This is a genomic window from Marivita sp. S0852, assembly GCF_046591575.1.
GTDB lineage: Bacteria > Pseudomonadota > Alphaproteobacteria > Rhodobacterales > Rhodobacteraceae > Marivita.
On the sequence record NZ_JBIQWA010000015.1, the window covers coordinates 18,393 to 42,542 of the forward strand.

The window sequence follows — 24,150 nt, forward strand, 5'->3', positions numbered from 1 at the left end:
GTGCGGCGCTATTCTGCCGCTTCCAGCCGGGCGGGGGCGCTTTCGAGCCGCAATGATCGCAGCATCAGACCCAGCGCGCGCGGATCTTCAGACGCCCCCAGCGCGCGGGGGGTGTGACAGGCGGGCAGCGACAGGTCGATGCGCAGCGGGCCGCTGAAGCGGGGCAGGTCAAGCGCCCAGTCAAAACTGGGATTGGTGCCCTGCGCCCGGGTGTCGCTCCAGCGGGCGCTGCGGCCGGTGGTTTCTTCTGTGGTTTCGACGGTGACGGTCTGTGCGGCGGTGGCAAGGGCCGCGTCAAGCAACGAGGCCGTGCCGGTGAGCAATGTTGCCGGATGGTCCGGGGCAATCAGCGCGCGGATCGTGGCCCTGGGGGTGGCGGTCCAGATGCCACTGGCTTCGGGGGGGTGAAACCCGGTCAGGTGCAGCGCCTGATCTTCGGGACATGCGGCGATGCGCACCAGGTCGCTGTCCGGGGCCAGCGGCGGCAGGCGGGTCAGCACGGCGTCCTCGGGCGCGCCCAGCAGCCGGTACAAACCGGCCATTTCGGGGCGCGACATCAGCGGATCCCCGCGCCCGTCCAGATAGGTAAGCAGCGTTGCCCCGACCCCGTTGCGCAACGCAAGTTTGGTCAGCTGGATCTGCGCCTCGGGATTGGGGCGTTGTCCCAGCGCCTGCAGCGCCATGGGCAGGGCGGTTTCCGCTGGCAGGCACAAAAGCACCGTCCAAAGCGCAATATCCGTCACCGGCAGCGCCAGATCCGAGATATGCTGCTGGGTGTCGCCGCTTTGGGCGCTGGCGCGGGCCAGCAGCTGACGCAGCAGGCCAAGCCGGGACACCGCCTGCAATGGCCCGCCCTGCTGCAACGCGCGAGACAGGCTGGCCGGGTCTGACACAGGCGTATTCAGCAGGTTCAGAGCCACATAGCGCCCGATATCTTCGTTTGGATAGGCCCAGAGATCAGGCGGCAGCAGGCCCCGGCCCGCCAGGATACCGGACATCAGGCCGCGCACCTGGCAATAGCTGCTGTGCCATTCGCTGTCCTGGGGGTCCGGTGTGATCACACGGGCGCGGATCACATCGGCGCGGCGGGCAAGACGGGTCTGGCCGGCGCAGAGAAAGGTGGCCAGCTTGTCGGCATATTCGGTCGCGCTGCGCCCGGTCATATAACGTGCGGCGGCCTGCCCGCGTTTTGTGATCACACGAGGATCACGCAGGATGTCGCGCAGCGTATCGGCAAGGTCGGACGGGGTGGCACCGGCGGGCAGATGCCAGCCGCATTTGGCGGGCATTTCGGCGAAACACCCGGAGTTTTGCACGATTACAGGCCGTCCGCTGGCCATCTGTTCGGCCAGCGACAAAGATGCCCCTTCGGTGTTCGGGCGGCGCAAATTGAGAAACAGATCGGCCTCTTGCATCACCGCGCGAAAGGCCGCGATATTCGGGTCCGGCAGGATGCGAAAGCTGTCTTGCATATCGGCGGCGGCGATGCGGCTTTCCAGGGCCTGCATGTAACTGGCCTCGCCCGCGTGGCCGGCGATGGTGACATGCAAACGGTCGGCAAGATCGGGGGCCAGGGCCACTGCCTCGACCAGCAGATCCAGACCTTTGGTGGGGCCGATATGGCCGGTGGCGGCAAGGCGCAGGCGGGCATTCGGACCCGGTGCGCGTTCGGGCGGATCGACGGGAATATCCGGGCGCGGCATGAACAATGTGGTGCTGGAGCCGGGATAGAGGTCGCCGATGGCGTGGGCTGCAAATTCGGAATGGGTGATCACCCCGGTGGCCAGCCGGGCCAGCACGTCGGACAGGGGCACCTGTGCGGCCCAGTTGCTTTCCCACGGGATGTAGGACACCGCCGTCGAGGGGCGCAGCGCCCCGCTGGAGGCCAGGTAGTCAAAACCCGAGCTGCCCGAGACCGCGTGGATCAGCGCCCCAAAGCCCGGGGCAGGGGCGGTGCCATCGTGATGCAGGCCCGCAAGCATGTGCTGATAGACATGATCATGCAGCACCACAGGGCCGGGATGCGCCATCAGCGCGCGCAGGATCAGGCCGTGGTGACGGTCATTGTTGCCCAGATGATAGAGCATCAGATCAAACAGCGCCGGCAGGTCCGAGGACACCAGAGCGTCGGACAGCGGCAGGGTGGGGCAGGGCATCTCAAGCCGGTCCTGGGGCGGACAGGGCGGATGCAGCACGGTGACCTCAAGCCCCTTGCGGCGGACCAGCGCGCGCAGCACCGATTGGGCATAGGACCCGACGCCGGTGCGCGACGAGATCGGGCAGATCCAGGCCAGGCGCATCAGGCGGCCTCGGACATCTGCGGGGGGGTGTCGAGCACCGCATCGAAGCGTTTGTAATCGGCGGCGCGCACCGCGGCATTGGCGGCGGTGAACCGGGCGATTTCGGGGTTCTGCCGGTCACCGCTGTGACGGATCGCCTGCAGGCGGTCCAGCATGGTGCGGGCGCGGGAGGCCAGTTCGGACAGGGTGGGGGCCAGGTCGACATAGGACCGTCCGGAACACAGCGCGCGCAGTGCTTGCCCCGCGCCCTGACCATCGGCCGCCAGAACCAGCGTATACGCCCCCGAGAGCAGGCTGTCGAAGGGCGAAAGCGCGGTGATGGCACGGTTGGGGGCAAAGCCCAGATGCAGGTGCAGATCGGCCACCAGACCAGCCCCCATGCTGGCGTGATCGCTGTCGGGGGTGACAATCCGCACAGAGGCGTGAAGCCCCTGCAGCGCGCGGCGCAGCACGTCGGTCTGACCGGTCGGGGCACCGTGATCCAGGATCAGGATGCGCGGCACGGCCCCAGGCACCAGAGGCGGTTTTGCCGCCTCGACCGGAAAGCGGTCGGCCAGGGCAAGCGGAATCCAGGGCGCAAAGCCGACCGAGGCGGCAATATCGGCCCGCTCGGTCAGGATTGCGCGGCTGTAGCCTTGCAGGACCAGTGGCAGGGTGCCCGCCGCGGTCCAGGCGGTCGCGCCGCCGAATGTCTCTAACTCGGCATAAAGCGATTGTGTGAGAAGCAGTGTCGCCGGCCCGTGGCGCAGCGCCTGCGGCAGGCCAAGCCCCAGCGAGAGCGTCTGTGGCGCATATGGCCGGGGCGGCAGAGAGGCCAGGGTGAGCGTGTCCTGAACCGCCTGTGCCCCGGTGGCGCGCGGCACGGACGGGGCCAGCGTATCCCCGCGCAGGTGCAGGTGGCGGCGCAGGGCTTGGGACAGCAGACGCCCTCTGAGGCTTTGGCGGAGTGTGCCGGGGGTGGCGGTGTGGATCAACATGGTGCGGGCCTTCGGTCTGAATGTGGTGACTGTGGCTTCACCAAGGTTAATGAAGGGTTACGGTGACCGATGTTTTGAGAGGTGAGGCTTTTTATCCTCATCGCCTTATCCGCATCACCGGGGATATGGGCAGAGGTATGGGGCCTGGATCTGTGCCATCTGCGCTGCGTCCGGCCAAAGAGCTTTAGGGCCAGACCGGCAGGCGGCGGGCGTAGGGCAGGAAGGTTTTGTTTGTGTCCTCGGCGACCTGTGCGATCAGGGCGACATCGGATTGCAGCGTGTCGTAATTGGGGCAGGGGTGGCCGGTGACATGGGGGGGCACCGGGCCAAGATCGAGGCCGCGCGCCATCAGGTCCGCACGGTCCCGGGCGAAGACTTGAGAGACGAGCGTGGCTGTGTCAGGGCCTGTTTCAAACCGGCCCCGAAAGGTGTCACGCAGCTCTGCATAAGCGCCGAATTCGTCGGGGATGGGATGGCTGTGCGCCTCTTCATAGCTCATGACGTGATTAAGCAGGCGTTTGAAGAACAACAGATTGCCTGAGATGGTCAGGTTGCTGTCCGCTTTGGGCATGGTGATGCCGTCTATGCCGCCCATCTGTGCGAGGAAATCAGCCCGGATGTCGCCGTCCGCAAACGCGTCGCGGCGGAACGGGCGCAGGGTGATGGCCTCGGCCCCGTAGACCGCTTCCCAGCTTTTGAGAAACGTGTCGAAGGCCTGCGGGAAAAGGCGGATGTAATCGTCGAAACTGGCGGTGAGGTTGCGTTCCTGCACCGCCTGGGCATACCAGCTGGCCATATAGGACAGGTGGTCGCGCAGGTAGAGCACGATGCGGGTCTGTCCCGGCGGAAAGAGCGTGGCGGCAGCACGGGGCGGGACGTTGCGAAAGAAAAGCTCTGATGAGATCACGACGCGCTGTGACGGGTCGGCGGTGGCCTGTGCCCATGCGCCGCGCCAGCCGTCTGGCAGCCCGCGTGTGGGGTGGCCCGCCAGCGCATAGGCAAGCGCGTGATGCGCGCAGTGCATCAGGTGGACATCCGGGTAGGTCCAGCCGGCCCGCGCGAGGGCTGCGGTATTGTCCACCAGCATGCGCTGGATCGACGAGGTGCCGGTTTTGTTGGCCCCGATATGCAACAGGAAACGCGCGGTCATGGCGAGCAGGATAGCCGAAGGCCCGGATATGCGCACTTCGCTGGATATGGGGGTGCGCGGCCCGGCCTCGGGGCCATGTGCGATCCGTGTGCGACCTGCGGGATGCGGGGCGGCATGGGAGGGCCGCATTGGATGATTATCGCCGGTTTGCCCGGTGCGTGATTGCGGAAAGCCGCTGAAAAGGCCCTGATTTTGCGCGAACGCTGACGCATTGATCACGTAAGCGACAGAACCGCTTGAGGCGCGCATCCGGGACCATACACAAAGCGTATCCTTTATCATAGCAACAGGAGAGCGCTTATGAATATCGTCGACATTGCAGCCGGAACAGAGGAGTACAGTCTCCTTGCGAAGGCCCTGGAGACCGCCGAGCTGACCGAAACGATCCGCACCTCTGAGGACATCACCGTCTTTGCCCCGACCAATGCCGCGTTCACCGCGCTGGCGGTGGATCTGGGCTTTGAGGGTGACCAGAGCGATGAGGATGCGGTCTTTGACTTTATCTCAGGCGCGCTGTCCGAATTGGGCGATGGTGATCCGATCCCGCTGCTTACGGATATTTTGCAGTATCACGTGGCACCGGGCGGGCGGACCGAACCGACGATCACCGGTTCAGAAGCGATAGGCACATTGCTGGACGGGGCCGAGATTGCGCCATCGGGGGGTGTGCTGGTGGATGGCGAGCCGGATCTGCTTGATCCGAAAATCGTGTCCCCGGATATCATGGCCGACAATGGCATCATTCAGGGCATCGACCGGGTGCTGCTGCCGATCGACATTCCGGACAACGACCGGGACACGATCGCCGAGATTGTCGCCGCCAGCGGGGGCACGTTTGACGATGATGCCACCGATTTCGATCTGCTTTTGAACGCGCTGACGGCGGCGGGGCTGACCGAGGCGCTGAACGATCCCGACAGCAGCCTGACAGCCTTTGCACCCACTGATGCGGCCTTTGTTGCAGCAGCCCAGGAGCTGGGCTTTCAGGGCAGCGACGAAGCCGGTGCGTTCGACTATATCGTGCAGGCGGTGACGCTTTTGAGCGGTGGCAATGATCCGGTGCCGTTGCTCTCGGATATCCTGCTTTATCATGTGGCGCCTGGTGCGCTGGATGCGGATGCGGTGCTGGGCTCGACCAGTATCACCACGCTTTCGGAGGCAGAGCTGGGTGTTGACGGGACCGCGCTTGTCGACAATGAACCCGACCTGCCCAACGCCAATATCGTGACCACCGATATCGCGGCATCGAACGGTTTTGTGCATGTGATCGACGGTGTGTTGATCCCGCAGGATCTGTTGCCGTCCAATGGCGATGAAGACCCGGTGGCCTTTGTGATCGGCGATGACACCGACGAGAGCTTTGTTCTGGGGGACAATGACGATTATGTCGATGCGGCAGGCGGGGATGATACCATCACCGGCGAAGACGGCAGCGACGTGATTGTCGGCGGCGACGGTCAGGACACTGCCATTATCGACGGCGATCTGGACGATTTCGAATTCCAGTTCTCGACCCAGGGTGTTGCCGCCACCGACAAGACCGATGTTGCCGAAGGCACGGACAGGCTGAACGGGATCGAGTTTGTGCAGCTGGACGATGGCACGCTGGATCTGTCGGTGCTGGAAGGCGCGACACAGCTAGAGGCCGATCAGCTGCAGGTGCTGACCGAGCTTTACGTGGCCTATTTCGACCGGGCCCCGGATGCGGGCGGGCTTTTGTTCTGGGGCACATCGCTCAATAACGGCATGAGCCTGTCGGAGATTGCGGCAGAGTTCTTTGACCAGCCCGAAACGCAGGAAAAGATGCCGGCGGATCTGTCGTCCGGGGAGTTTGTCGATATGGCCTATCAGAACTTCCTCGAACGTGAGCCCGATCAGGCCGGGCGTGATTTCTGGGTCGGCACTCTTGATGCGGGCACGGTGTCGCGGCCTGAATTCATGCTGGCGCTGATCGAAGGCGCGCGGGCGGATACCGGATCGCCCGAGGATGTGCGCACGATCGAGGACAAGGGCGATATCGGCGTGTCCTTCGCGCTGATCAACGGTCTGAACGATGTCGAGGATGCCGAAGAGGTGATGGCGGCCTATGATGATGAAGATCGTCCGGGAGGTCTGGCCCAGGCGCAGGCACTGATCGCCGATGCGGCGGCCGATGCCAACGACCCGACAGGCGACACCTCATTCACCTTCCCGCTTGTGGGCGTCATTGACGATCCGTTTGCGGTGGCGTGATCGGGCACCGCTATCACAGGGCAGGGCGCGTGAAACTGCGCGCCTTGCCTTTCGAAACCCTGGGCGTCACGCCCTGACAGGCCGGGGTTTGGCCAAAGCGACAGGCCGGGGATGATCCCCGGCCTGATGTTTTTGAAGATCCGGTATCGGGTCTGCGTCAGGCGCTGACGCGACCGCCACCCTTGGGGCCTGCGATAAGCCAGATGATAAAGCCCAGCACCGGCAGCAGCAGGATCAGCAGGGTCCAGAGCAGCTTTGCGCCGGTCGAAACACCGCTTTGCCAGGTTTTGACCAACGCGTAGATATCCGCGATCAGGACAAGAATTCCAAGAAGCCCATATTCCATTCGAGTGCCGCCTTTCATGTCTGTTTCACTGTCTGTCTGACGGGATAACCGTTGACCGCGCTGTATTGTTCCCGACGGTGTCTGCAGGCTTTGGCACCGGCGCGACTGTTTGGGCCAATACCGGGGCCAGTATCGGGGCCAATATTGGGGCGGGTATCGAGGGTTGGGGCGGCCAAAGAGCCGGCCCTTGACGCAACGTCCGGGCCGTTCGCCGCGAAAACTCCATAATTTGGTCTTTTGAGGTGATGTAGAGACCCTGCCATGTCTCAGGATTGTGCCGCAGAAGAAATTGTTGATGAGGTGTTGTTCAAAACCGGCCGTGCGGTGCTGTCCGGGTCTTTTGACGCGTTTCGCGCATGTTACGGCCTGCCGCATCTGATCGAGACCAAATCCGGCCGCCGTTTGCTGGAAACACCCGACGAGCTGCGTGGCGTCTTTGACGAGGTGCGCCGCTATTATGACAGCCGGGCTGTGGTCGATCTGGCCCGGTCGGTGATCGAGGCGCGGTTTCTGGATTCCGACACCATCGGATCGACCCATGTGGCGCGCCTGCTGTCAGAAACAGGCCCGCTGTCGCGCACCCCCTATCCGGTGTACTGGATCATCCGTCGCCACGGGCATCTTGACTGGAGAGTGATGTCGAGCCTTTACGCCATTCTGGATTGCGACGCCCATAATGCCGCGCTGATGTCGGCCGGCTTGCCAAAGGGCTGAAGCCACCCCCTGGTTTCGCGATCACAAGGACAGCATGGCCGTCGCCGCAGCTATTCTTACCCTTCCTTACGCGTCATGAAAGGCGCGTTGCATGGAAGGGCACTTCGATGCCTCCGGAGGCAAGCCAGATGTGGAGAAACATGTCAAAACCTCTGGGGTTTCGCTCAGGGTTTGCGACACGGCTAAGCTATCGATTTCAGGAGAGCAGGGTGGTCAGAATCCACCGTTTTTGACACGTAGGTTCCAATAAGGGGTTTTTGTCCAAATGGCTGAAACATAGAAACGGGCGTCGGCCGTAATCGATATTGAATATCAAGCAGCGGTCAGCCAATCATAGACCAACAAATGTAACGTGGGCATTTATCGCCCGTGAAGGGACTAAGAATGGCTAGTGTAAAAAAAGCAGTTTTCCGAACGGCCTGGGTCTTCCTGTGCTGTATCTGGTCATCGATGGTATCCGCTGACGGTGCCGACACGAATGAGGGAGGTGTATACTTCGTCATGAGCCCAAACATAGCTAGTGCAAAAACAGACCACATGGATATTCTGTGGCCGACTATACGTAGCGCACTTGTGAAAGAACGGAGCAGTGTCGGGTTTATCTCGCGCGAACCGAGGCTTAATGGTGAGTTGCATGTCTTGATTTCGGAAGTATCTGGCGCAGAGCAAGCATTGGAGGCTGTTTCCAATGCACTTTCCGACGTTCCAAACTTCTCAGAGGTTCCTGAAGCGATTGTGCAAGCCAAAGTTTCGGGTAATCGTGTCGTTGTAGCATTCGACGAAGAGAGTTCGGAGGCTATTTCTTCACATTTGGTAAACACAGCCTCTCTAGAGCTTGCATCGCGCCTAGCCGCTTTCGGACTGCAAGATGGCCGGATTGATGTTTTGGACGTGGGGGACGGCGTTATTCGCTTTCTTGGTTTCAATACAGCTCCGGCTAATGAATTGATCGGTCTTTTTGAAACTCAGGGGAAAATTAGTTTAAGATCAGTAATTGGACGTACGGAAAACCGTGGAACTGATGCAGGGCGTGGGAACGACTTGTTGCCGGCAAGAAGTGAACAAAATTCTTACTTCATAGTGGAGCAAAGTAACATAATAGAAAACGTCGATTTTATAGGTTTTGAAAGCACTTTTGACTTGAATGGTCACCCAGCGATCAGCTTTCGTTTAAGCGCAGACGGAGCTCAAAAACTAACCTCCCACACGCAAAACAACCTTGGAGGAATAGCCGCAGTTGTCTTGGACGAAGAAGTCGTTGCAACGATTAGAAACGAAGTTCGTATCCCTGCAGACGAAGGGCTTATTGCAGGAAGGTTCAATAAAAGCGACGCTGATAGATTAGCAGCTATTCTTAATACCGGCTCTTTTGCAGTAGAACTAGAAGTGGTCCAATTCAGGGAAATTAGCCCGCCGTTGAATCTGCCTAACTAGCCCAGCAGCTCAGTTTCGAGAGCAATCTCGGGCATCTGAATTAGATATTTGCCGCCAACAGGGTCAAACATTGCCATTTCAACATAAAACGCATTATCCGAGGATGTATGACCCCTGACGCTCTTTTCTCTCAGATCCAGCATGTTCCGTTTTCCGGGCGGCGTCGGTTGGTGGCGTTGTGTGGGGGGCCGGCGAGTGGGAAATCGACATTGGCAGAGGCTTTGGCGGGGATGCAGGACACCTGTGCCGTGGTGCCGATGGACGGGTTTCATCTTGATAACCGGGTGCTGGAACAGCGGGGATTGCGGGCGCGCAAAGGGGCACCCCAGACGTTTGATGCGGCGGGCTTTGTGCATCTGATCCGGCGCCTGAGGACCGAGGACGAGATTGTCATTCCGGTGTTCGATCGCAGCCGTGATCTTGTGCTGGGCGGTGCCGCTGTTGTGGGGCCAGAGGTTGAGACCGTTGTGGTCGAGGGCAACTATCTGTTGCTGGATGCGCCGCATTGGCGGGATCTGTCAGACCTATGGGATTTCAGCATTCAGCTGTCCGTTCCCCAGGACGTGCTGCGGGACAGGCTGGTGCAGCGCTGGGTCTCTTACGGGTTTTCCGAAGCCGAGGCGCTGGCGCGGGCACAGAGCAATGACCTGCCCAATGCCGCCTTTGTTGCGGCCCATGCCCTGCCTGCGGATCTGGTGGTGACACATACGGCCTGACCGGGCGGGATATTTGGTCGAAAGATCGGGCCAACAATGTCAGAGGCGGCGATATCGGGGTGATATGGAGAGTCGCCCCGGTGGTCACGGCCCCTGCCCGACCCTGCGCATCCCGACGCCGCGCATAATGGCCCCCACCTGCATCAACTGATCGGCCAGCGGATTGGTCTTGCGCCAGACCATGCCAATGGTGCGTGTCGGGCGCGGATTCGGAAAGCGGGCGGTCGAGACATTGGCCGCGCGGGTTTCCAGCGGCAGCGCCATTTCCGGGATCAGGGTCACGCCCATCCCGGCCCCCACCATCTGCACCAATGTGGACAGCGAACTGCCTTCCATCAGCTGGCGTGGCTGGGTCGCGGACTGGGCCAGCGACCCAGCCGAGGACATATCGCAAAACGACAGCGCCTGATCGCGGAAACAATGCCCCTCTTCCAGCAGCAAAAGCCGCATCGTCCTGAGCGCCTCGGGGTCTGGCACAGGTTTATCGGCATCCTGCGCGGGGCGCACCAGAATGAAATCTTCCTCAAACAGGGCAAATTCCTGCAAGGCCGGTTCAGAGATCGGCAGCGCCACGATGGCGGCATCCAGCCGCGAATCCAGCAGATCCGCGACCAGCGATCTGGTCACTGTTTCACGCAGCTCAAGATTGACCTCGGGAAACCGCGCGGTCAGCGCGGTGATGGTCTGGGGCAGCAGATAGGGGGCCACGGTCGGGATGACACCAAGCCGAAAGCGCCCCGCCAGCGGGCCCTGGGCCGCGCGCATCAGGTCTTCCAGCTCTTGCACGCCGACCAGCACCTCGCGGGCCTTACGCACCACGTCTTCCCCAAGCGAGGTCAGGCGCATCTTGCGCGCACTGCGATCGACCAGCATCGCGCCGAACAACGTCTCAAGCTCTTTGATCTGCAGCGACAGCGCCGGTTGCGAAATGGCACAGGCCTCGGCGGCGCGGCCAAAATGCTGGTGCCGGGCCAGCGCGTCGAAATAGCGAAGCTGTTTGAGGGTGAGTCCTATCATTTGCTTAGCTTATCAGATTGGTAAGAACATCCAATTGGAGTTTATCAGTCTGAGCGTTTAGAACGATTCCAGACATAGAATGACAGACTCTGAGGGGAGATGATCATGGACGGCAATAATCTTGATAAAACGGGTGCCTGCCCGGTCATGCATGGTGGCAATACCGGCACCGGCAACAGCGTTACAAAGTGGTGGCCCAAGGCGCTTAATCTGGACATCCTGCACCAGCACGGGGCGCGCACCAATCCGATGGACGAGGATTATTCCCATCGCGAGGCGGTCAAGGCTCTGGATTACGACGCGGTCAAGGCCGACGTCAAAGCGTTGATGACCGATGGTCAGGACTGGTGGCCTGCGGATTGGGGGCATTATGGCGGGTTGATGATCCGTCTGGCCTGGCACTCGGCCGGGTCGTACCGGATGGGTGACGGACGCGGCGGTGCCGGGTCCGGCAACATCCGCTTTGCACCGCTCAATTCCTGGCCGGACAACGCCAGCCTCGACAAGGCGCGCCGCCTGCTGTGGCCGGTGAAAAAGAAATACGGCAACGCTTTGTCATGGGCGGATCTGATCATTCTTGCGGGCAACATGGCGTATGAATCCATGGGCTTTAAGACCTTTGGCTTTGGCTTTGGCCGCGAAGACATCTGGGGCCCCGAGACGGATGTGAACTGGGGCGCAGAAGACGAATGGCTTGCCCCATCCGAGAACCGCTATGGCGATCTGGACGAGCCGGGCACGATGTATAACCCGCTGGCGGCTGTTCACATGGGTCTGATCTATGTGAACCCCGAAGGTGTGAACGGTGTGCCCGACCCGGCCCGCACAGCCCTGCATGTGCGCGAGACCTTTGCGCGGATGGCGATGAATGATGAGGAAACCGCGGCCCTGACCTGTGGCGGGCACACGGTGGGCAAGGCCCATGGTGGTGGCGCGCATGACCAGATCGGCGATGCGCCCGAAGGCTGCCCGGTCCATTCCCAGGGCTTTGGCTGGGACAACCCCGGCATGGAGGGCAAAGCGGCCAATGCCTTTACCTCTGGCCTTGAGGGCGCGTGGACACAGTACCCCACCCAGTGGGACATGGGCTATTTCGACTATCTGTTCGATTACGAATGGAAGCTGACCAAATCCCCCGCCGGCGCGAACCAGTGGGAACCTGTCGACATGCCGGAAGACAAGAAGCCGGTGAACGCCTCTGATCCGTCCAAGCGCGACATGCCGATGATGACAGATGCCGACATGGCGATGAAGGTTGACCCGATCTACAACGAGATCTGCCAGAAATTCCGCGCGGACCCTGCGTATTTCGCCGACACATTCGCCCGCGCCTGGTTCAAGCTGACGCATCGCGACATGGGCCCAAAGGTCAATTACTACGGGCCGGACGTTCCCGCCGAGGATCTGATCTGGCAAGATCCGATCCCGGCAGGCAACACGTCCTATGATGTGGATGCGGTCAAAGCCAAGATCGCCGATAGCGGCCTGACGGCGGCCGAGATGATCGCCACCGCCTGGGACAGTGCCCGTACCTTCCGCGGCTCTGACAAGCGCGGCGGTGCCAATGGCGCGCGCATCCGTCTGGCCCCGCAAAAGGACTGGGTGGCAAACGAGCCAGAGCGTCTGGCCAAGGTGCTGGGTATCCTTGAGCCGATTGCCGCCGAAACCGGGGCTTCTGTTGCGGATGTGATCGTGCTGGCGGGCAATGTTGGGCTGGAACAGTCTCTGAAAGCGGCGGGTCACAGCGTCGAGGTGCCGTTTGCACCGGGACGTGGCGATGCCACCGACGAGATGACGGATCACGCCAGCTTTGACGTGCTGGAGCCGCTTGTCGATGGCTTCCGCAACTTCCAGAAAGAGCAGTACGCGGTGTCGATGGAAGAACTGATGCTGGACAAGGCGCAGCTTTTGGGTCTGACAGCGGCGGAAATGACGGTTCTGCTGGGCGGTATGCGGGTGCTGGGCACCAATTATGGCGGCACCGGGCACGGTGTGTTCACCGACCGCGAGGGCCAGTTGACCAATGACTTCTTCGTCAACCTGACCGATATGGCCAACAGCTGGCACCCGGTTGATGACGGGGTGTTTGAAATCCGCGATCGTGCGACGGGCGAGGTGAAATGGACCGCAACCAGCGCTGATCTGGTGTTTGGCTCCAACTCCATCCTGCGCGCCTATGCCGAGGTCTATGCCCAGGACGACAACACGGAAAAGTTTGCCCGTGATTTCGTGGCCGCCTGGAGCAAGGTCATGAATGCCGACCGGTTTGATCTGGTCGCGTAAACGCTCTGTCTCTGGGTCGCTTTCGGTGGCCCAGAGACGTTTCTACGCCTTTACCACCCCATCAATCCGCCGCATCACCGTGAGCAGGCTTTCAAGCTGATCCACCGGGACCATGTTGGGGCCATCGCAGGGGGCGGTGTCGGGGGCCTGATGGGTTTCGATAAACACCGCCGCACAGCCCACAGCGACGGCAGCCCGCGCCAGAGGGGGCACAAATTCGCGCTGTCCGCCCGAGGACGTGCCCTGCCCGCCCGGCAATTGCACCGAATGGGTGGCATCGAACACCACCGGATAGCCGGTCTGCGCCATGATCGGCAGGGAGCGCATGTCCGAGACCAGCATGTTATAGCCAAAGCTGGCCCCGCGTTCGCACAGCAGGATGCGGGTGTTGCCGGTGCTGGCGATCTTGGCGGCAACGTTTTCCATCTCCCAGGGGGCAAGGAACTGGCCCTTCTTGACGTTGAGCGCCGCGCCGGTTTCGCCGGCGGCCAGCAGAAGATCGGTCTGGCGCGACAGAAACGCGGGGATTTGCAGCACGTCGACGGCTTGCGCGACGGGCGCGCATTGGTCGGGGCCGTGCACGTCCGTCAACACCGGCACGCCGTATTCCGCGCCGATCTTGGACAGGATCGTCAGCCCCTCCTCCATACCCAAACCGCGCTTGCCGGAGAGTGACGAGCGGTTGGCCTTGTCATAGCTGGATTTGAAGATCCACGGCGTGTCGGTGGCCTCGGCGGCGGTGGCGATCTTTTCGGCCATCATGCGGGCGTGATCGAGGGATTCCAGTTGGCAAGGTCCGGCGATCAGGGCAAATGGGGCGGTGTTCGAGACTGATATGTCGCCGATGGTGACGGTTTTCATGTAATGTTTTCCCGTTGCAGAACCTCTTCGATGCGGGCCACATCGACGGGGTTGTTAAGCTCCCAGAACACCCGCCCCCGGCCCTCGACCGGGACACAGGTGATCGGGGTGCCGTTTTCCAGAAAGCGCAGTTGTTCGAGACCCTCGGCACGTTCCAGCGGGCCTTCGTCCCAACCGGCATAGGCGCGCAGGGCGGCAGGCGTGTAGGCGTAGACGCCGACATGGTGCCAGACTTGCGGAGGGGTTTGCAGATCGCCCACATAGGGCAGCACTTCCTTGGAGAAATAAAGCGCGGTGTTGTCGGCGCGCATCACGGCCGTGGTGCCGCCGACCCGGCCTTCGCGGCGGTCGGTGACGAAATTGGTGAGCGTTTCACGGTCGCATTTGAGCACCGGTGTCGCCATCTGAACGCCCGGTGTCATCGCCGCGACCAGCGCTTCGACAAACCAGTGCGGCGTGAGCGGCGCGTCGCCTTGCAGGTTCACGATCACGTCTGGGTCACTGTCCAGCTGCGCAAGACCTTCGGCACAGCGCTCTGACCCGTTGCGGGCGTCAGAGCTGGTCATCAGCACATCTGCGCCAAAGCCGCGCGATGCGTCGGCAATCCGGGCATCGTCGGTCAGAATATAGACCCTATCAATGCCGGAAACGCCTTTGGCGGCCTCCCACGCACGCTGGATCAGGGTCTTTTTCTGGCCCGTCGCGCCGGTCAGGTCCACCAGCGGTTTGCCCGGATAGCGGGTCGAGGCATAGCGGGCGGGGATAAAGACAACGGCACTCATGCGACACCTGCGCGTAAAAGGTCATGGATATGGATCAGGCCCACCAGCTGCCCCTGATCGGTCACCATCAGGGCGCCGATCTTGTGGGCGTTCATCTCGGCCAGCGCTTCGCTCAGCAGGGCGTCGGGGGCGATGGAGCGGGGATTGGCGGTGGCGACCTCGGCGGCGGTCCGCCCGGTCAGCCCGTCGAGGTTGCGGCGCAAATCGCCATCGGTGATGACACCTGTCAGGGTGCCCTCTGACACCACAGCGGCGACGCCAAAGCCTTTCTGGCTCATCACCACCAGCGTCTCGCCCATGGGTGTATCGGGGGCCACAATCGGCAAGGCATCGTCGCGGTGCATCACCGCCGAGACGCGCAACAGCTGCGCGCCCAGAGTGCCGCCGGGGTGGAAGGCGTTGAAGCTGTCGCGGTCAAAGCCGCGATGCTGCATCAGCGCCACCGCCAGCGCATCGCCAAGCGCCATGGTCAGCGTGGTCGAGGTGGTCGGCGCAAGACGCAGGGCGCAGGCCTCGGGTGCGTCGGGCAGTTGCAACAGGTGATCGGCGGCGCGGGCCAATGTGCTGTGCGGTTTTTTGGTGATCGCGATCAGCGGGATGTCGAACCGGGTGCAATAGGCGATCATGTCGGCCAGTTCGCGCGTCTCGCCGGAGTTGGAGATCAGGATCACCGCGTCGTTGCGGGTGATCATGCCCAGATCGCCATGGCTTGCCTCTCCGGGATGCACCGCCTGGGCCGGCGTGCCGGTCGAGGCCAGCGTGGCGGCGATCTTGTTGGCGACATGACCCGATTTGCCCATGCCCGACACAATCACCCGGCCCGGCAGCGTCAGAAGCCGCGTGACCACCGCGTCGAAATCGGCGGGCAGGGTCTGGGCCAGTTGCGCCAGGGCGGTCGCTTCGGTGGTCAGCACCGTGCGGGCGATATCAGAGGGGGTGTCGGTCATGCAGGCCTGCCGCGTTGTTTGCGCGGTGATAGCGGGTGGCGCGCCCGGTGTCCAACCGGGGCCAAGCGCCTTCGAAGGCGCTTTCACGCGGTTTGGAAACCGCGTCCGCCCGGATCACACCTGTCGTGCCTCTCCGTTCGGGATCACCGCCTGGGCACCGCCCCACAGCCCCCAGCGGTCGCGCAGCAGCGCGATGGCGGCAGCGTCCAGTTCGGAGCGGCCCTTTTCGGCCACGCGGTGACGATACAACGCTGCGGCGCGGTCGGCGTCGGTGGTCTTTGGCTCGGGCTGATCGGCGGCAAGCCAGATGCCGATGCCCTGCCGGGCCAGCGCGCCGGACAGCCACACATCATCGACATGAAACGCCTGTGCCGGGATATCGAACACCTGTTCATCAAAAAAGTCCGGCCGCACCACAACGCCGCCATAGCCTTCGAACACATCGGCAAATCCCGATTGTGCAATGATCCGGCGGGGGGGTTTCTGGGCCAGCCTGGCCTTGGCCTGACCAGAGAGAATCTGTTTCAACCGTTCGGTGCGATAGGTCAGATCCCAGATGCGCGAGCGGCGTTCGTGGCGGGGGGCGTTATGGGCGGCCCGTTTGGCCAGCCCCGCGATATCCCAACCCGCCAGCGCCACCGCGCGATCCGGATAGCGCGTGGCCTCGTCCAAAAGCCCCTGCGCCCAGCCGGGACGGTAATCCCGGTCATCATCGCAAAACAGCAACCGCAGGTTCTGGGTCCGGTAGCGCCGCACTGCGGGCAAGACCTTGGTGGCGGGGCCGTAATCTTGCTCAACCCGCTGCACGCTCACACCAGCGGGCACATCCGGCAGCGTGCCATCCCAATCGGGAAACCGGTGATAGTGATACGGCAGATAAAGTTCGACCGCGTCCACCCCCGCCTGGGCGACAAGCGCTTCCAGCGTTGGGCCGATCAGCCCAAAGCGCGGCGGAATAGAGGTCAGGGTAATCAGGGTCATCTAAAAAAGGCACTTGTGAACAGCGGGGCCTCAATAGGGGCAAGCCCGTGTCAGGGCAAGCGCAGGCGGCGGGCATATGCGCATGGGCCATCCGACTGTGTTGCTGCAAGTCAGGTAAAGCGCCTGTTTTTATGGATAGATCTGAGGCCACGATCTAGACAGTCCCTTGCCCGTCTTGCAAATATGACCAAACGCCAGATGAATGGTCTTGATATGATCGATTTGAAAAACGCAGTTGCAGAAACGATCATTATCAATCCGCCACATTTGCAACAGCGCCGAACGTCTTCTGAGGCTCTGTGCAAGGCGATTGGCCTGACACAGGTGCGATTTTCGGAAGGCACAGAGGGTCTGCCACATCAACTGGCCTGTGCGCTTGCGCATCGCAAGGCTATGAACGCCGTCTCGGCCTGGCCCAGCCTGGTCCTCGAAGACGATCTTGAGTTGGCTTCCGGCGCGGCAGTCTTGCCGCCGCTGCCCGAGAATGCGGATATCGTGTATTTGTCGGTCTCGCCGTTTGGCTGCCTGCCCTGGAGTTATGACAATCTGGCGCTTGCGCGCCACCGCGCTATTCAGGGGCTATCGCTGGCATCGGTCCATGACGCGGATTGGCTAAAGCTGCATTCCATGTCAGGAGCCGTGGCCATCCTCTATGTCACTGAAAAAGGTCTGGACACGTGGAAACAGGCAACCCTTCAGTCGCGCCGGTTTGGTGGCGCGTTCGATGTGTTCACCGCCTATGCCATGAAAGACGTTAATGTCTATGCCCCGCACCGGCCAGTGTTTTGCGAGGACGCTGCCTTACAACGCGATGATCTGCGCCGGAACGCGGCCCTATTCGAACAGCGTCTGAACTTTACCCGCACCCCGCTTCGGACCTTTGAAGCCGGTGATCAGACGGTTGTGACCTACAAGGGGCAGGTCATCACGGTGGAGGCTGTCGCGCTCACAGAGGATACGCTGCAATGGCAGGTGGTATCCGTAGAGAAATCAGACCGCCCCAAGTCGCCCTTCCCAAGTTAGGCTTTGTGGGCCGGCTGCTGTTTCTTTTGTGCATCAACATAGGATCGCAACACGGCATGCCTGCGAGCCAGGTGGTCTTTTGCCCCTGAGATTTGCCCCTGAAATTTGCCCCTGAAATTTGAAGGCGTCGATGATGTCGGGATCGACTCGCACGGTCATTGGCTGTTTGGTCTTTGGCGGTTCCGGGATCGCGTCATCCCAGCAGCTCAGATGCCATTGCATTGCGGGTTTCCCGACCCTTTGAAATGGATGTCCTATTTGGACATACAAACCAAGTTCTCGGTTTACACACCCGGAATTCTCCTTACCCACGCATTAACCTTAACACATTTTTTACTCCCTGCTGGGGATAACAGGGCAAATGCACCCTATGCGTGAGGCCTTTTTATGATTCCCACAGCTCCTGCAACTGACCCTGCAACCGTGTTGTCCAATCTGCCTGTTGCCCCGGTTCCGCCCCCGGCGCGCAAACGCGCCTTTATCACCGGGATCACCGGGCAGGATGGGGCCTATCTGGCGCAGTTGCTTTTGGACAAGGGCTATGAGGTGCATGGCGGCATCCGGCGCAATGCCCAGGCTGAACAGGCAAGGTTAGAGACGCTTGGCATCGCGGATCGGGTGATATTGCACGATCTTGACCTGAGCGAGATGAACAACATTTTCCGCCTGCTGCGCGATGTGCGGGTGGATGAGTTTTACAATCTTGCCGCCCAAAGCTTTGTCGGTGCCTCCTGGGAGCAGCCGATCTATGCCGGTGACGTGAATGGCATGGGGGTGGCGCGGCTTCTTGATACGCTGCGCAGCCTGGCGCCCGAGACGCGGTTCTATCAGGCGTCGACCTCGGAGATGTTCGGGCTGGTGCAAGCGGTGCCGCAGACCGAGGACACGCGGTTCTACCCGCGCTCGCCTTACGGGGTGGCCAAGGCCTATGGGCATTACATCACCGTCAATTACCGCGAGAGCTTCGGGATGCATGCGTCCTGCGGCATCCTGTTCAACCATGAAAGCCCATTGCGGGGCGAAGAGTTTGTCACCCGCAAGATCACCCGTGGGCTGGCGCGGATTGCGCGGGGCGGCAATGCGCCCATTCAGCTGGGCAATCTGAGTGCGCGGCGCGACTGGGGCTTTGCCGGGGATTACGTCGAAGGCATGTGGCGGATGCTGCAACAGGACACGCCCGGCGATTACGTGCTGGCAACAGGGGTGACCACACCGATCCGGGATTTTGTGAATTTCGCCGCAGAGGCGCTGGATATGGGGCTTGAATGGCAAGGCGACGGGGTTGATGAGGTGGCCACCGACCGCCGCTCGGGGCGCACCGTGGTCGAGGTGAACCCGGCGTTTTTCCGCCCTGCCGAAGTTGACCTGCTGGTGGGAGACGCGGCACGGGCGCGCACGCAGCTGGGCTGGCGTCCGAAAGTGGATGTACGCGGCCTGGCCGGAATGATGGCACGCGCGGATTATGATGCGGTGGCCTGACCGCCTGCGGCGCGGGGTTCGGCGCCTGCGCGGCACGCGCGACTATCTTGATGGTCTTCAGGGCGGTGTGCTGGCGGGATGGGCCATGCCCAAACCCGGTGCCGGACCGGTGCCTGTGGCGCTTTATGATCAACGGGGGCGTGTCGCCGACACGCTGGCCAGCCAGTTCCGGGCGGATCTGCAACTGGCAGGGATTGCCGACGGGCGCTGCGGATTTGTCTTTGCCGTGCCGGCAGGGGCCAGCCATCTGCGGGTTTGCCGGATGGACGGGCCCCGCCCGGTTGAAATCGGGCATGTCCGGGTGACCGGGCCCACCGGTGTCGCGCGGCCTGTCCCGGCCCCCCGAACTCCGCCGCTTCAGCAGGATGCGCTTGCTCCGGGGGTGGCTGCGTTGCGGGCCAAGCCTGTCCCGGCCCCGGCCGGTCCGGCCGCTTTGACATCACGGCAGGCGCTGCTGTTTGCAAACCAGCATCCAGAGACGGGTGACGTTTTGCCCGACCCGCTTTGTGCCTATATGGCCTATCTGCGCCCGCGCTACCGGCTGGAGGATCAGCTCCCCTGGGAGACCGCCCCCGAAGAGGCGGCGCATTTTCTGCACTGGATGCTGACAAGCTATGCGCCGATGCGGACCGGTCTGAAACCGCCCTTGTCGAAACGGGCGATCCAATGGCTGAATGCGCCTGTGGTTGTTCCCGGCCAGCGCACCCATCTGAGCCGCGCGACATGGGCCGCGCTGCACGGCGTGCCGCATTTGCGGCAGGCGATGGATCTGAACAATCCCGATTGGGTGGACAGTGTGCTGTATTGGTGGGCGGTGCATCAGGCGCGAGCGATCAGCGCAGAGGATTGTCTGGTGCCCGACACCTATGTCGCCCGTCTTGCCGAGCAACCCGAGGGCGGACGCTTTGCCATGTCGCGCTATCTGCTGCGCTGGACAGAAGAGACACCGGCCCTGGCACGGCTTTCCTGCAGCGACCCAGATGATCGGCGGCATATCACACTGGCCGCGATGGTGCGGGCCGCAGAGCGGCCCGACACGCTCAGATATCTGCCCCGGGCCAGTCTGGAACTGCTGTTGCAACAGGATGCAGACCGTCAGACCCCGCTTGGGGCCTATGTGAAACAGCTCGATCACCAGGACCGGCGGATTTCTGCAAAAGACTATGCCGCCTGCCTGCGGGGACGGGGATACGATATGCAGACCCGCCATTTCACCAGCCGCACCGCCGAGGGCCACCGCCTGCATGCGGCGGGCCTGCCTGCCCCGGCCTATCATGGCGTGCGCCCGGTGGATGTGCAGATCATTGGCCCGGTGACCAAAACCAGCGGTCTGGGCCAGGCGATGCGGGCCTCGATTGCGGCGTTGGACACCACCGGGCTGGAGCTGCAGGTGGTGAATTTCGATCTCGACAATCCGGCACCGGACACAGAGGTGCCGCATGTGGCTTTTGCCGATGCGCGCCCGGCCCGGTTTACGCTTCTGCATCTGAATGCCGAAAGCATCCCGCTGCTGACCGCCTATGCGCCGGATATCACCGACCGGTCCTACATGGCCGCCTACATGTTCTGGGAACTGACCCGCCCTGCCTCGTGTCATGCCCTGGCGCTGCAGATGATCGACGAGGTCTGGGCCGCCTCGGAACATGGCAAGGCGATTTATGCGGATCGGTTTGACGGGCCGATCCGGGTGATGGGGCTGCCCAATGACGTGGTGCCACACACCGATCCGCTCGGGGCCCGCGCCGCGTTTGTTGCGCGCAGCGGGTTTCAGGCGGATGCGTTTTTATGTATGGCAAGCTTTGACAGCTTTTCGTTTGTGCAGCGCAAGAACCCTCTGGCACTGATCCATGCGTTCCGCGAGGCGTTTGTGCAGGGAGAGGCGCAGCTGCTGATCAAGACCCAGAACCGCAGCCGCGTGCAAGACCCGGCTCAGCACCGGATCTGGGCCCAGATCGAGGCCCTGACCAAAGGCGACCCGCGGTTCAAAATCCTTGACGAAACCATGGATCGCCCGGCGCTGCTTGAGATAATGGCGGGGGCGGATGCCTATCTGTCGTTGCACCGCGCCGAAGGCTGGGGGTTTGGCATGGTCGAAGCAATGGCACTGGGGGTGCCGGTGCTGGCCACAGGCTATTCCGGCAATCTGGCCTATTGCGATGACACAACCGCCTGGCTGGTGCCCGCCACGCTGACCGCTCCAAAGCCGGATGCGTATATGTTCACCCCCGAGGGCGGGCTGTGGGGCACCCCCGATCATCATGCCGCTGTCACCCTGTTGCGCCAGATGCAGGCCGATGCCCCGCTGCGCCATCGCAAGGCCAAGACGGCACAAACCCATGTGATGCGGGGGCTATCGGCCGAAACCATTGGCAAACGCTATGCAACCCGCATCGAAACGGTGCTGCGCCAGCACAAGCAACAGGCCGCATGAAACATATCCTGCCCTTTCGCAAACGCCCCTCTTACGTGATCGGGGTCAGTTGGCCCCGGTCCGGGCATCATCTTCTGGCGCGGCTGCTGCGGCTCTATTTCGGCGCGGAATTCACCTATTGCAGCTTTTACGGGCAAGCCGAGTGCTGTGGCCGGGCCCCCTGCAAACGGGCGGGCGACATTCGCTATTCCAAGAACCACGACTTTGATGGCACGCTGCCGCAAACCCCGCAGCACCGCTACCTGATCCAGACCCGCGCCTTTGCGCCGTCGGTGGTGTCGAATTTTGAGCTTTACCTGCGCGAAGGCGGCATTGACGATCCTGACAGTTTTGCCGGTTTCGCCAGCGCCCAATTCACCGCCTACAGGGCCTTTCAGGACAAATGGGTGGCCTCTGGCTTTGCGCGGACCCAGACGGTCATTCCCTATGAGGATCTTATCCGCGATCCGGTCACCGCGCTGAGCTATGCGCTGACCACTTTCACGCCGACACAGCCCGATCCGGAGCGCCTGCGCGCCACCATTGCGCAGGTTGACGGCGAAGAGGTGGCGCATCGGCGCGTCCAGCCCCGGCCCGGTGCCGGGGTCCACGCCCCCCGCGATGTGACGCAATTTCGCCATTACGACGCCCGGTTGTTTGACTATCTGGACAAACTGAGACTGACCCGGCAGGAGGTAAACGAGGTGTTCCGCCGCCTTTTGGGTCGGGACGCGTCTGAGGCGAATATGCTTGCATTGCAGACCACCCCATCGGTTGCAGCGGTCGAGCGGATGATCCTCGGTTCTTCTGAATACGCTGCCCGGGGGCGCAAGCTGCGGGCGGTCTGACCCATAAGAGTGCGTTTATGACCGATCTTCCCCTCATCACACCGGTGCTTTTATGCGGCGGGTCCGGCACCCGGCTCTGGCCCTTGTCGCGCAAAAGCTACCCAAAGCAGTTCGCGCAGTTCCTGGGCGAAGAGAGCCTGTTTCAGGAAGCCGCAAAACGGGTGACGGGCGATGGCTATGCCGCCCCGCTTGCCGTCACCGGCGACGGGTTCCGCTTTATCGTGGCCGAGCAGTTGGACCATTGCGGCATCCGCCCCGCGGGCATTTTGATCGAACCCGAAGGGCGCAACACCGCGCCTGCCGCCGCTGCGGCCGCGTTGCATCTGGCGCAGACCGACGCGCAAGCGCTGATGCTTCTGGTGCCCGCCGATCATGCGATCCCCGATCCGGACGCGTTTCGCGATGCGGTGATGACCGGTGCCCCCGCCGCCAATCAAGGCCAGATCGTGACCTTCGGCATTCAGCCGACCCGCGCGGAAACCGGCTATGGCTGGCTGGAGGCCGGACAGGAAACGCATCCGGGCGTCAACGCGCTGGAGCGGTTCATCGAAAAGCCGGATCTGGCCAGGGCGGAAACGCTTTTTGCCGATGACCGCTACCTGTGGAATGCGGGGCTGTTTTTGACCCGCGCCGATACATTGATTGCGGCCTTTGACGCCCATGCCCCGGATATCCTGAAAGACACACGCGCAGCGATGGATGCGGCAGAGCCTGATCTGGGCTTTCTGCGCATTGATCCTGGCCTTTGGTCGCAGGTCCGGTCCGAGAGCATCGACTATGCGGTGATGGAACAGGCCGACAATGTCAGCGTGGTGCGGTTCTGCGGCGGCTGGTCCGATCTGGGAAGCTGGGAGGCCGTCTGGCAGGAAAGCCCGCAGGACGGCGATGGCAATGCTCTGGCCGGTCTGTCGACCGCGATTGGCTGTGAAAACACGTTGCTGCGCTCGGAGTCGGATGAGATCGAACTGGTGGGCATCGGTTTGAAAAACGTGGTCGCGGTGGCGATGCGCGATGCGGTGCTGGTGGCGGATATGACCGACAGCCAGAGCGTGCGCCGCGCGGTCGATATGCTCAAGGCGCGCGATGCGAAACAGGCGGTGCAACTGCCCGTCGATTACCGCCCCTGGGGCTGGTTCGAGACGCTGATCCTCAAGGACCGCTTTCAGGTCAAACGCATCCATGTCCACCCCGGAGCGGCGCTGTCGCTGCAAAGCCATGTGCATCGCTCGGAACATTGGATCGTCGTGGCCGGCACCGCGAAAGTCACGGTGGATGACGAGGTGCGGCTCGTGTCGGAGAACCAGTCTGTCTACATCCCGCTGGGTGCGGTGCACCGGATGGAGAACCCCGGCAAGGTGCCGATGGTTCTGATCGAGGTACAGACCGGGTCGTATCTGGGCGAAGACGACATCATCCGCTACGAAGACATCTATTCGCGCAGCTGAGGCCCGGAACGGCCCTTGGCTTCTTTGGGCCAAAAATACCTCGGGGGTTTGGGGGCTGGCCCCCAATGGCGATCACCGCAGCCTCTGGGCCACGGCTTGTAATGTCTCGCGCATCAACGCCTCGGCGCGTGAAACAGTCTCTGCCTCGGCGTAACAGCGGAACTCCGGCGCGTTGCCCGAGGGCCGCAGGTGGATCACCGACCCA

General features: G+C 62.2%; 21 protein-coding genes. 11 read left to right on the forward strand and 10 right to left on the reverse strand.

The features are described from left to right. Positions 1-8: 8 nt before the first annotated feature. From ACG74X_RS19785 to ACG74X_RS19795, 3 genes are all read right to left on the reverse strand, one after another. A complete protein-coding gene (locus ACG74X_RS19785) occupies positions 9-2,300 on the reverse strand; it encodes a glycosyltransferase family 4 protein (RefSeq protein ID WP_411237051.1) in 2,292 nt (763 codons plus the stop codon). Continuing rightward, positions 2,300-3,277 (reverse strand): hypothetical protein, encoded by a 978-nt coding sequence (locus ACG74X_RS19790; RefSeq protein ID WP_411237052.1) that lies wholly within the window; start codon positions 3,275-3,277, stop codon positions 2,300-2,302. The genes ACG74X_RS19785 and ACG74X_RS19790 overlap by 1 nt, the downstream gene beginning before the upstream one ends. A gap of 184 nt (positions 3,278-3,461) precedes the next feature. After that, a complete protein-coding gene (locus ACG74X_RS19795; RefSeq protein WP_411237053.1) occupies positions 3,462-4,427 on the reverse strand; it encodes a hypothetical protein in 966 nt (321 codons plus the stop codon). Between ACG74X_RS19795 and ACG74X_RS19800 the strand changes: the two genes are divergently transcribed. Then, positions 4,426-4,563: a hypothetical protein gene (locus ACG74X_RS19800; protein WP_411237054.1), complete on the forward strand. Its 138-nt coding sequence runs from the start codon at positions 4,426-4,428 to the stop codon at positions 4,561-4,563. The genes ACG74X_RS19795 and ACG74X_RS19800 overlap by 2 nt on opposite strands. 164 nt (positions 4,564-4,727) lie before the next feature. Further along, complete coding sequence (locus ACG74X_RS19805; RefSeq protein ID WP_411237055.1) at positions 4,728-6,659, forward strand: fasciclin domain-containing protein; 1,932 nt, start codon at positions 4,728-4,730, stop codon at positions 6,657-6,659. Between the two features lie 157 nt (positions 6,660-6,816). Here ACG74X_RS19805 and ACG74X_RS19810 read toward each other — a convergent pair whose 3' ends face one another. Then, positions 6,817-7,005: a PLDc N-terminal domain-containing protein gene (locus ACG74X_RS19810; RefSeq protein ID WP_411237056.1), complete on the reverse strand. Its 189-nt coding sequence runs from the start codon at positions 7,003-7,005 to the stop codon at positions 6,817-6,819. 261 nt (positions 7,006-7,266) lie between these two features. Between ACG74X_RS19810 and ACG74X_RS19815 the strand changes: the two genes are divergently transcribed. From ACG74X_RS19815 to ACG74X_RS19825, 3 genes are all read left to right on the forward strand, one after another. Next, entirely contained in the window at positions 7,267-7,719 is a 453-nt protein-coding gene (locus ACG74X_RS19815) for a hypothetical protein (protein ID WP_411237057.1), read from the forward strand. Between the two features lie 537 nt (positions 7,720-8,256). Then, positions 8,257-9,153 (forward strand): SecDF P1 head subdomain-containing protein, encoded by an 897-nt coding sequence (locus ACG74X_RS19820; RefSeq protein WP_411237058.1) that lies wholly within the window; start codon positions 8,257-8,259, stop codon positions 9,151-9,153. A gap of 107 nt (positions 9,154-9,260) precedes the next feature. Continuing rightward, positions 9,261-9,869, forward strand: coding sequence for a nucleoside triphosphate hydrolase (locus ACG74X_RS19825; protein ID WP_411237059.1), 609 nt, complete (start codon positions 9,261-9,263; stop codon positions 9,867-9,869). Positions 9,870-9,953: 84 nt separating this feature from the next. Here the strand turns inward: ACG74X_RS19825 and ACG74X_RS19830 are convergent, their stop codons facing one another. Continuing rightward, positions 9,954-10,886, reverse strand: coding sequence for a hydrogen peroxide-inducible genes activator (locus ACG74X_RS19830; protein WP_411237060.1), 933 nt, complete (start codon positions 10,884-10,886; stop codon positions 9,954-9,956). A 105-nt stretch (positions 10,887-10,991) separates the two neighbouring features. Here ACG74X_RS19830 and katG point away from each other — a divergent pair, with 105 nt between their 5' ends. Then, positions 10,992-13,169: a catalase/peroxidase HPI gene (gene katG / locus ACG74X_RS19835; protein ID WP_411237061.1), complete on the forward strand. Its 2,178-nt coding sequence runs from the start codon at positions 10,992-10,994 to the stop codon at positions 13,167-13,169. Between the two features lie 42 nt (positions 13,170-13,211). Here katG and kdsA read toward each other — a convergent pair whose 3' ends face one another. From kdsA to ACG74X_RS19855, 4 genes are all read right to left on the reverse strand, one after another. Next, a complete protein-coding gene (kdsA, locus tag ACG74X_RS19840) occupies positions 13,212-14,030 on the reverse strand; it encodes a 3-deoxy-8-phosphooctulonate synthase (RefSeq protein WP_411237062.1) in 819 nt (272 codons plus the stop codon). Continuing rightward, positions 14,027-14,812 (reverse strand): 3-deoxy-manno-octulosonate cytidylyltransferase, encoded by a 786-nt coding sequence (locus tag ACG74X_RS19845; protein ID WP_411237063.1) that lies wholly within the window; start codon positions 14,810-14,812, stop codon positions 14,027-14,029. The genes kdsA and ACG74X_RS19845 overlap by 4 nt, the downstream gene beginning before the upstream one ends. Continuing rightward, on the reverse strand, positions 14,809-15,759 hold the full coding sequence (locus ACG74X_RS19850; RefSeq protein ID WP_411237070.1) for an SIS domain-containing protein: 951 nt from the start codon (positions 15,757-15,759) through the stop codon (positions 14,809-14,811). Before ACG74X_RS19850 ends, ACG74X_RS19845 begins: the two co-directional genes overlap by 4 nt. Positions 15,760-15,873: 114 nt before the next feature. Further along, positions 15,874-16,740: a glycosyltransferase family 2 protein gene (locus ACG74X_RS19855; protein ID WP_411237064.1), complete on the reverse strand. Its 867-nt coding sequence runs from the start codon at positions 16,738-16,740 to the stop codon at positions 15,874-15,876. 213 nt (positions 16,741-16,953) lie between these two features. Here ACG74X_RS19855 and ACG74X_RS19860 point away from each other — a divergent pair, with 213 nt between their 5' ends. From ACG74X_RS19860 to ACG74X_RS19880, 5 genes are all read left to right on the forward strand, one after another. Then, positions 16,954-17,763: a hypothetical protein gene (locus ACG74X_RS19860; protein WP_411237065.1), complete on the forward strand. Its 810-nt coding sequence runs from the start codon at positions 16,954-16,956 to the stop codon at positions 17,761-17,763. Positions 17,764-18,150: 387 nt separating this feature from the next. After that, positions 18,151-19,242, forward strand: a complete 1,092-nt coding sequence (gmd, locus tag ACG74X_RS19865; RefSeq protein WP_411237066.1) for a GDP-mannose 4,6-dehydratase — start codon at positions 18,151-18,153, stop codon at positions 19,240-19,242. After that, the gene (locus tag ACG74X_RS19870) at positions 19,226-21,673 is read left to right on the forward strand and encodes a glycosyltransferase (protein ID WP_411237067.1); all 2,448 of its coding nucleotides are present in this window, start codon (positions 19,226-19,228) and stop codon (positions 21,671-21,673) included. Before gmd ends, ACG74X_RS19870 begins: the two co-directional genes overlap by 17 nt. After that, entirely contained in the window at positions 21,670-22,500 is an 831-nt protein-coding gene (locus tag ACG74X_RS19875) for a hypothetical protein (RefSeq protein WP_411237068.1), read from the forward strand. The genes ACG74X_RS19870 and ACG74X_RS19875 overlap by 4 nt, the downstream gene beginning before the upstream one ends. A gap of 17 nt (positions 22,501-22,517) precedes the next feature. Beyond that, positions 22,518-23,945: a mannose-1-phosphate guanylyltransferase/mannose-6-phosphate isomerase gene (locus ACG74X_RS19880; RefSeq protein ID WP_411237069.1), complete on the forward strand. Its 1,428-nt coding sequence runs from the start codon at positions 22,518-22,520 to the stop codon at positions 23,943-23,945. Positions 23,946-24,017: 72 nt separating this feature from the next. Here the strand turns inward: ACG74X_RS19880 and ACG74X_RS19885 are convergent, their stop codons facing one another. After that, positions 24,018-24,143 carry a hypothetical protein gene (locus tag ACG74X_RS19885; protein WP_411237071.1) on the reverse strand — a complete coding sequence of 42 codons (126 nt, stop codon included), beginning with the start codon at positions 24,141-24,143 and terminating at the stop codon, positions 24,018-24,020. Between the last annotated feature and the right edge of the window lie 7 nt (positions 24,144-24,150).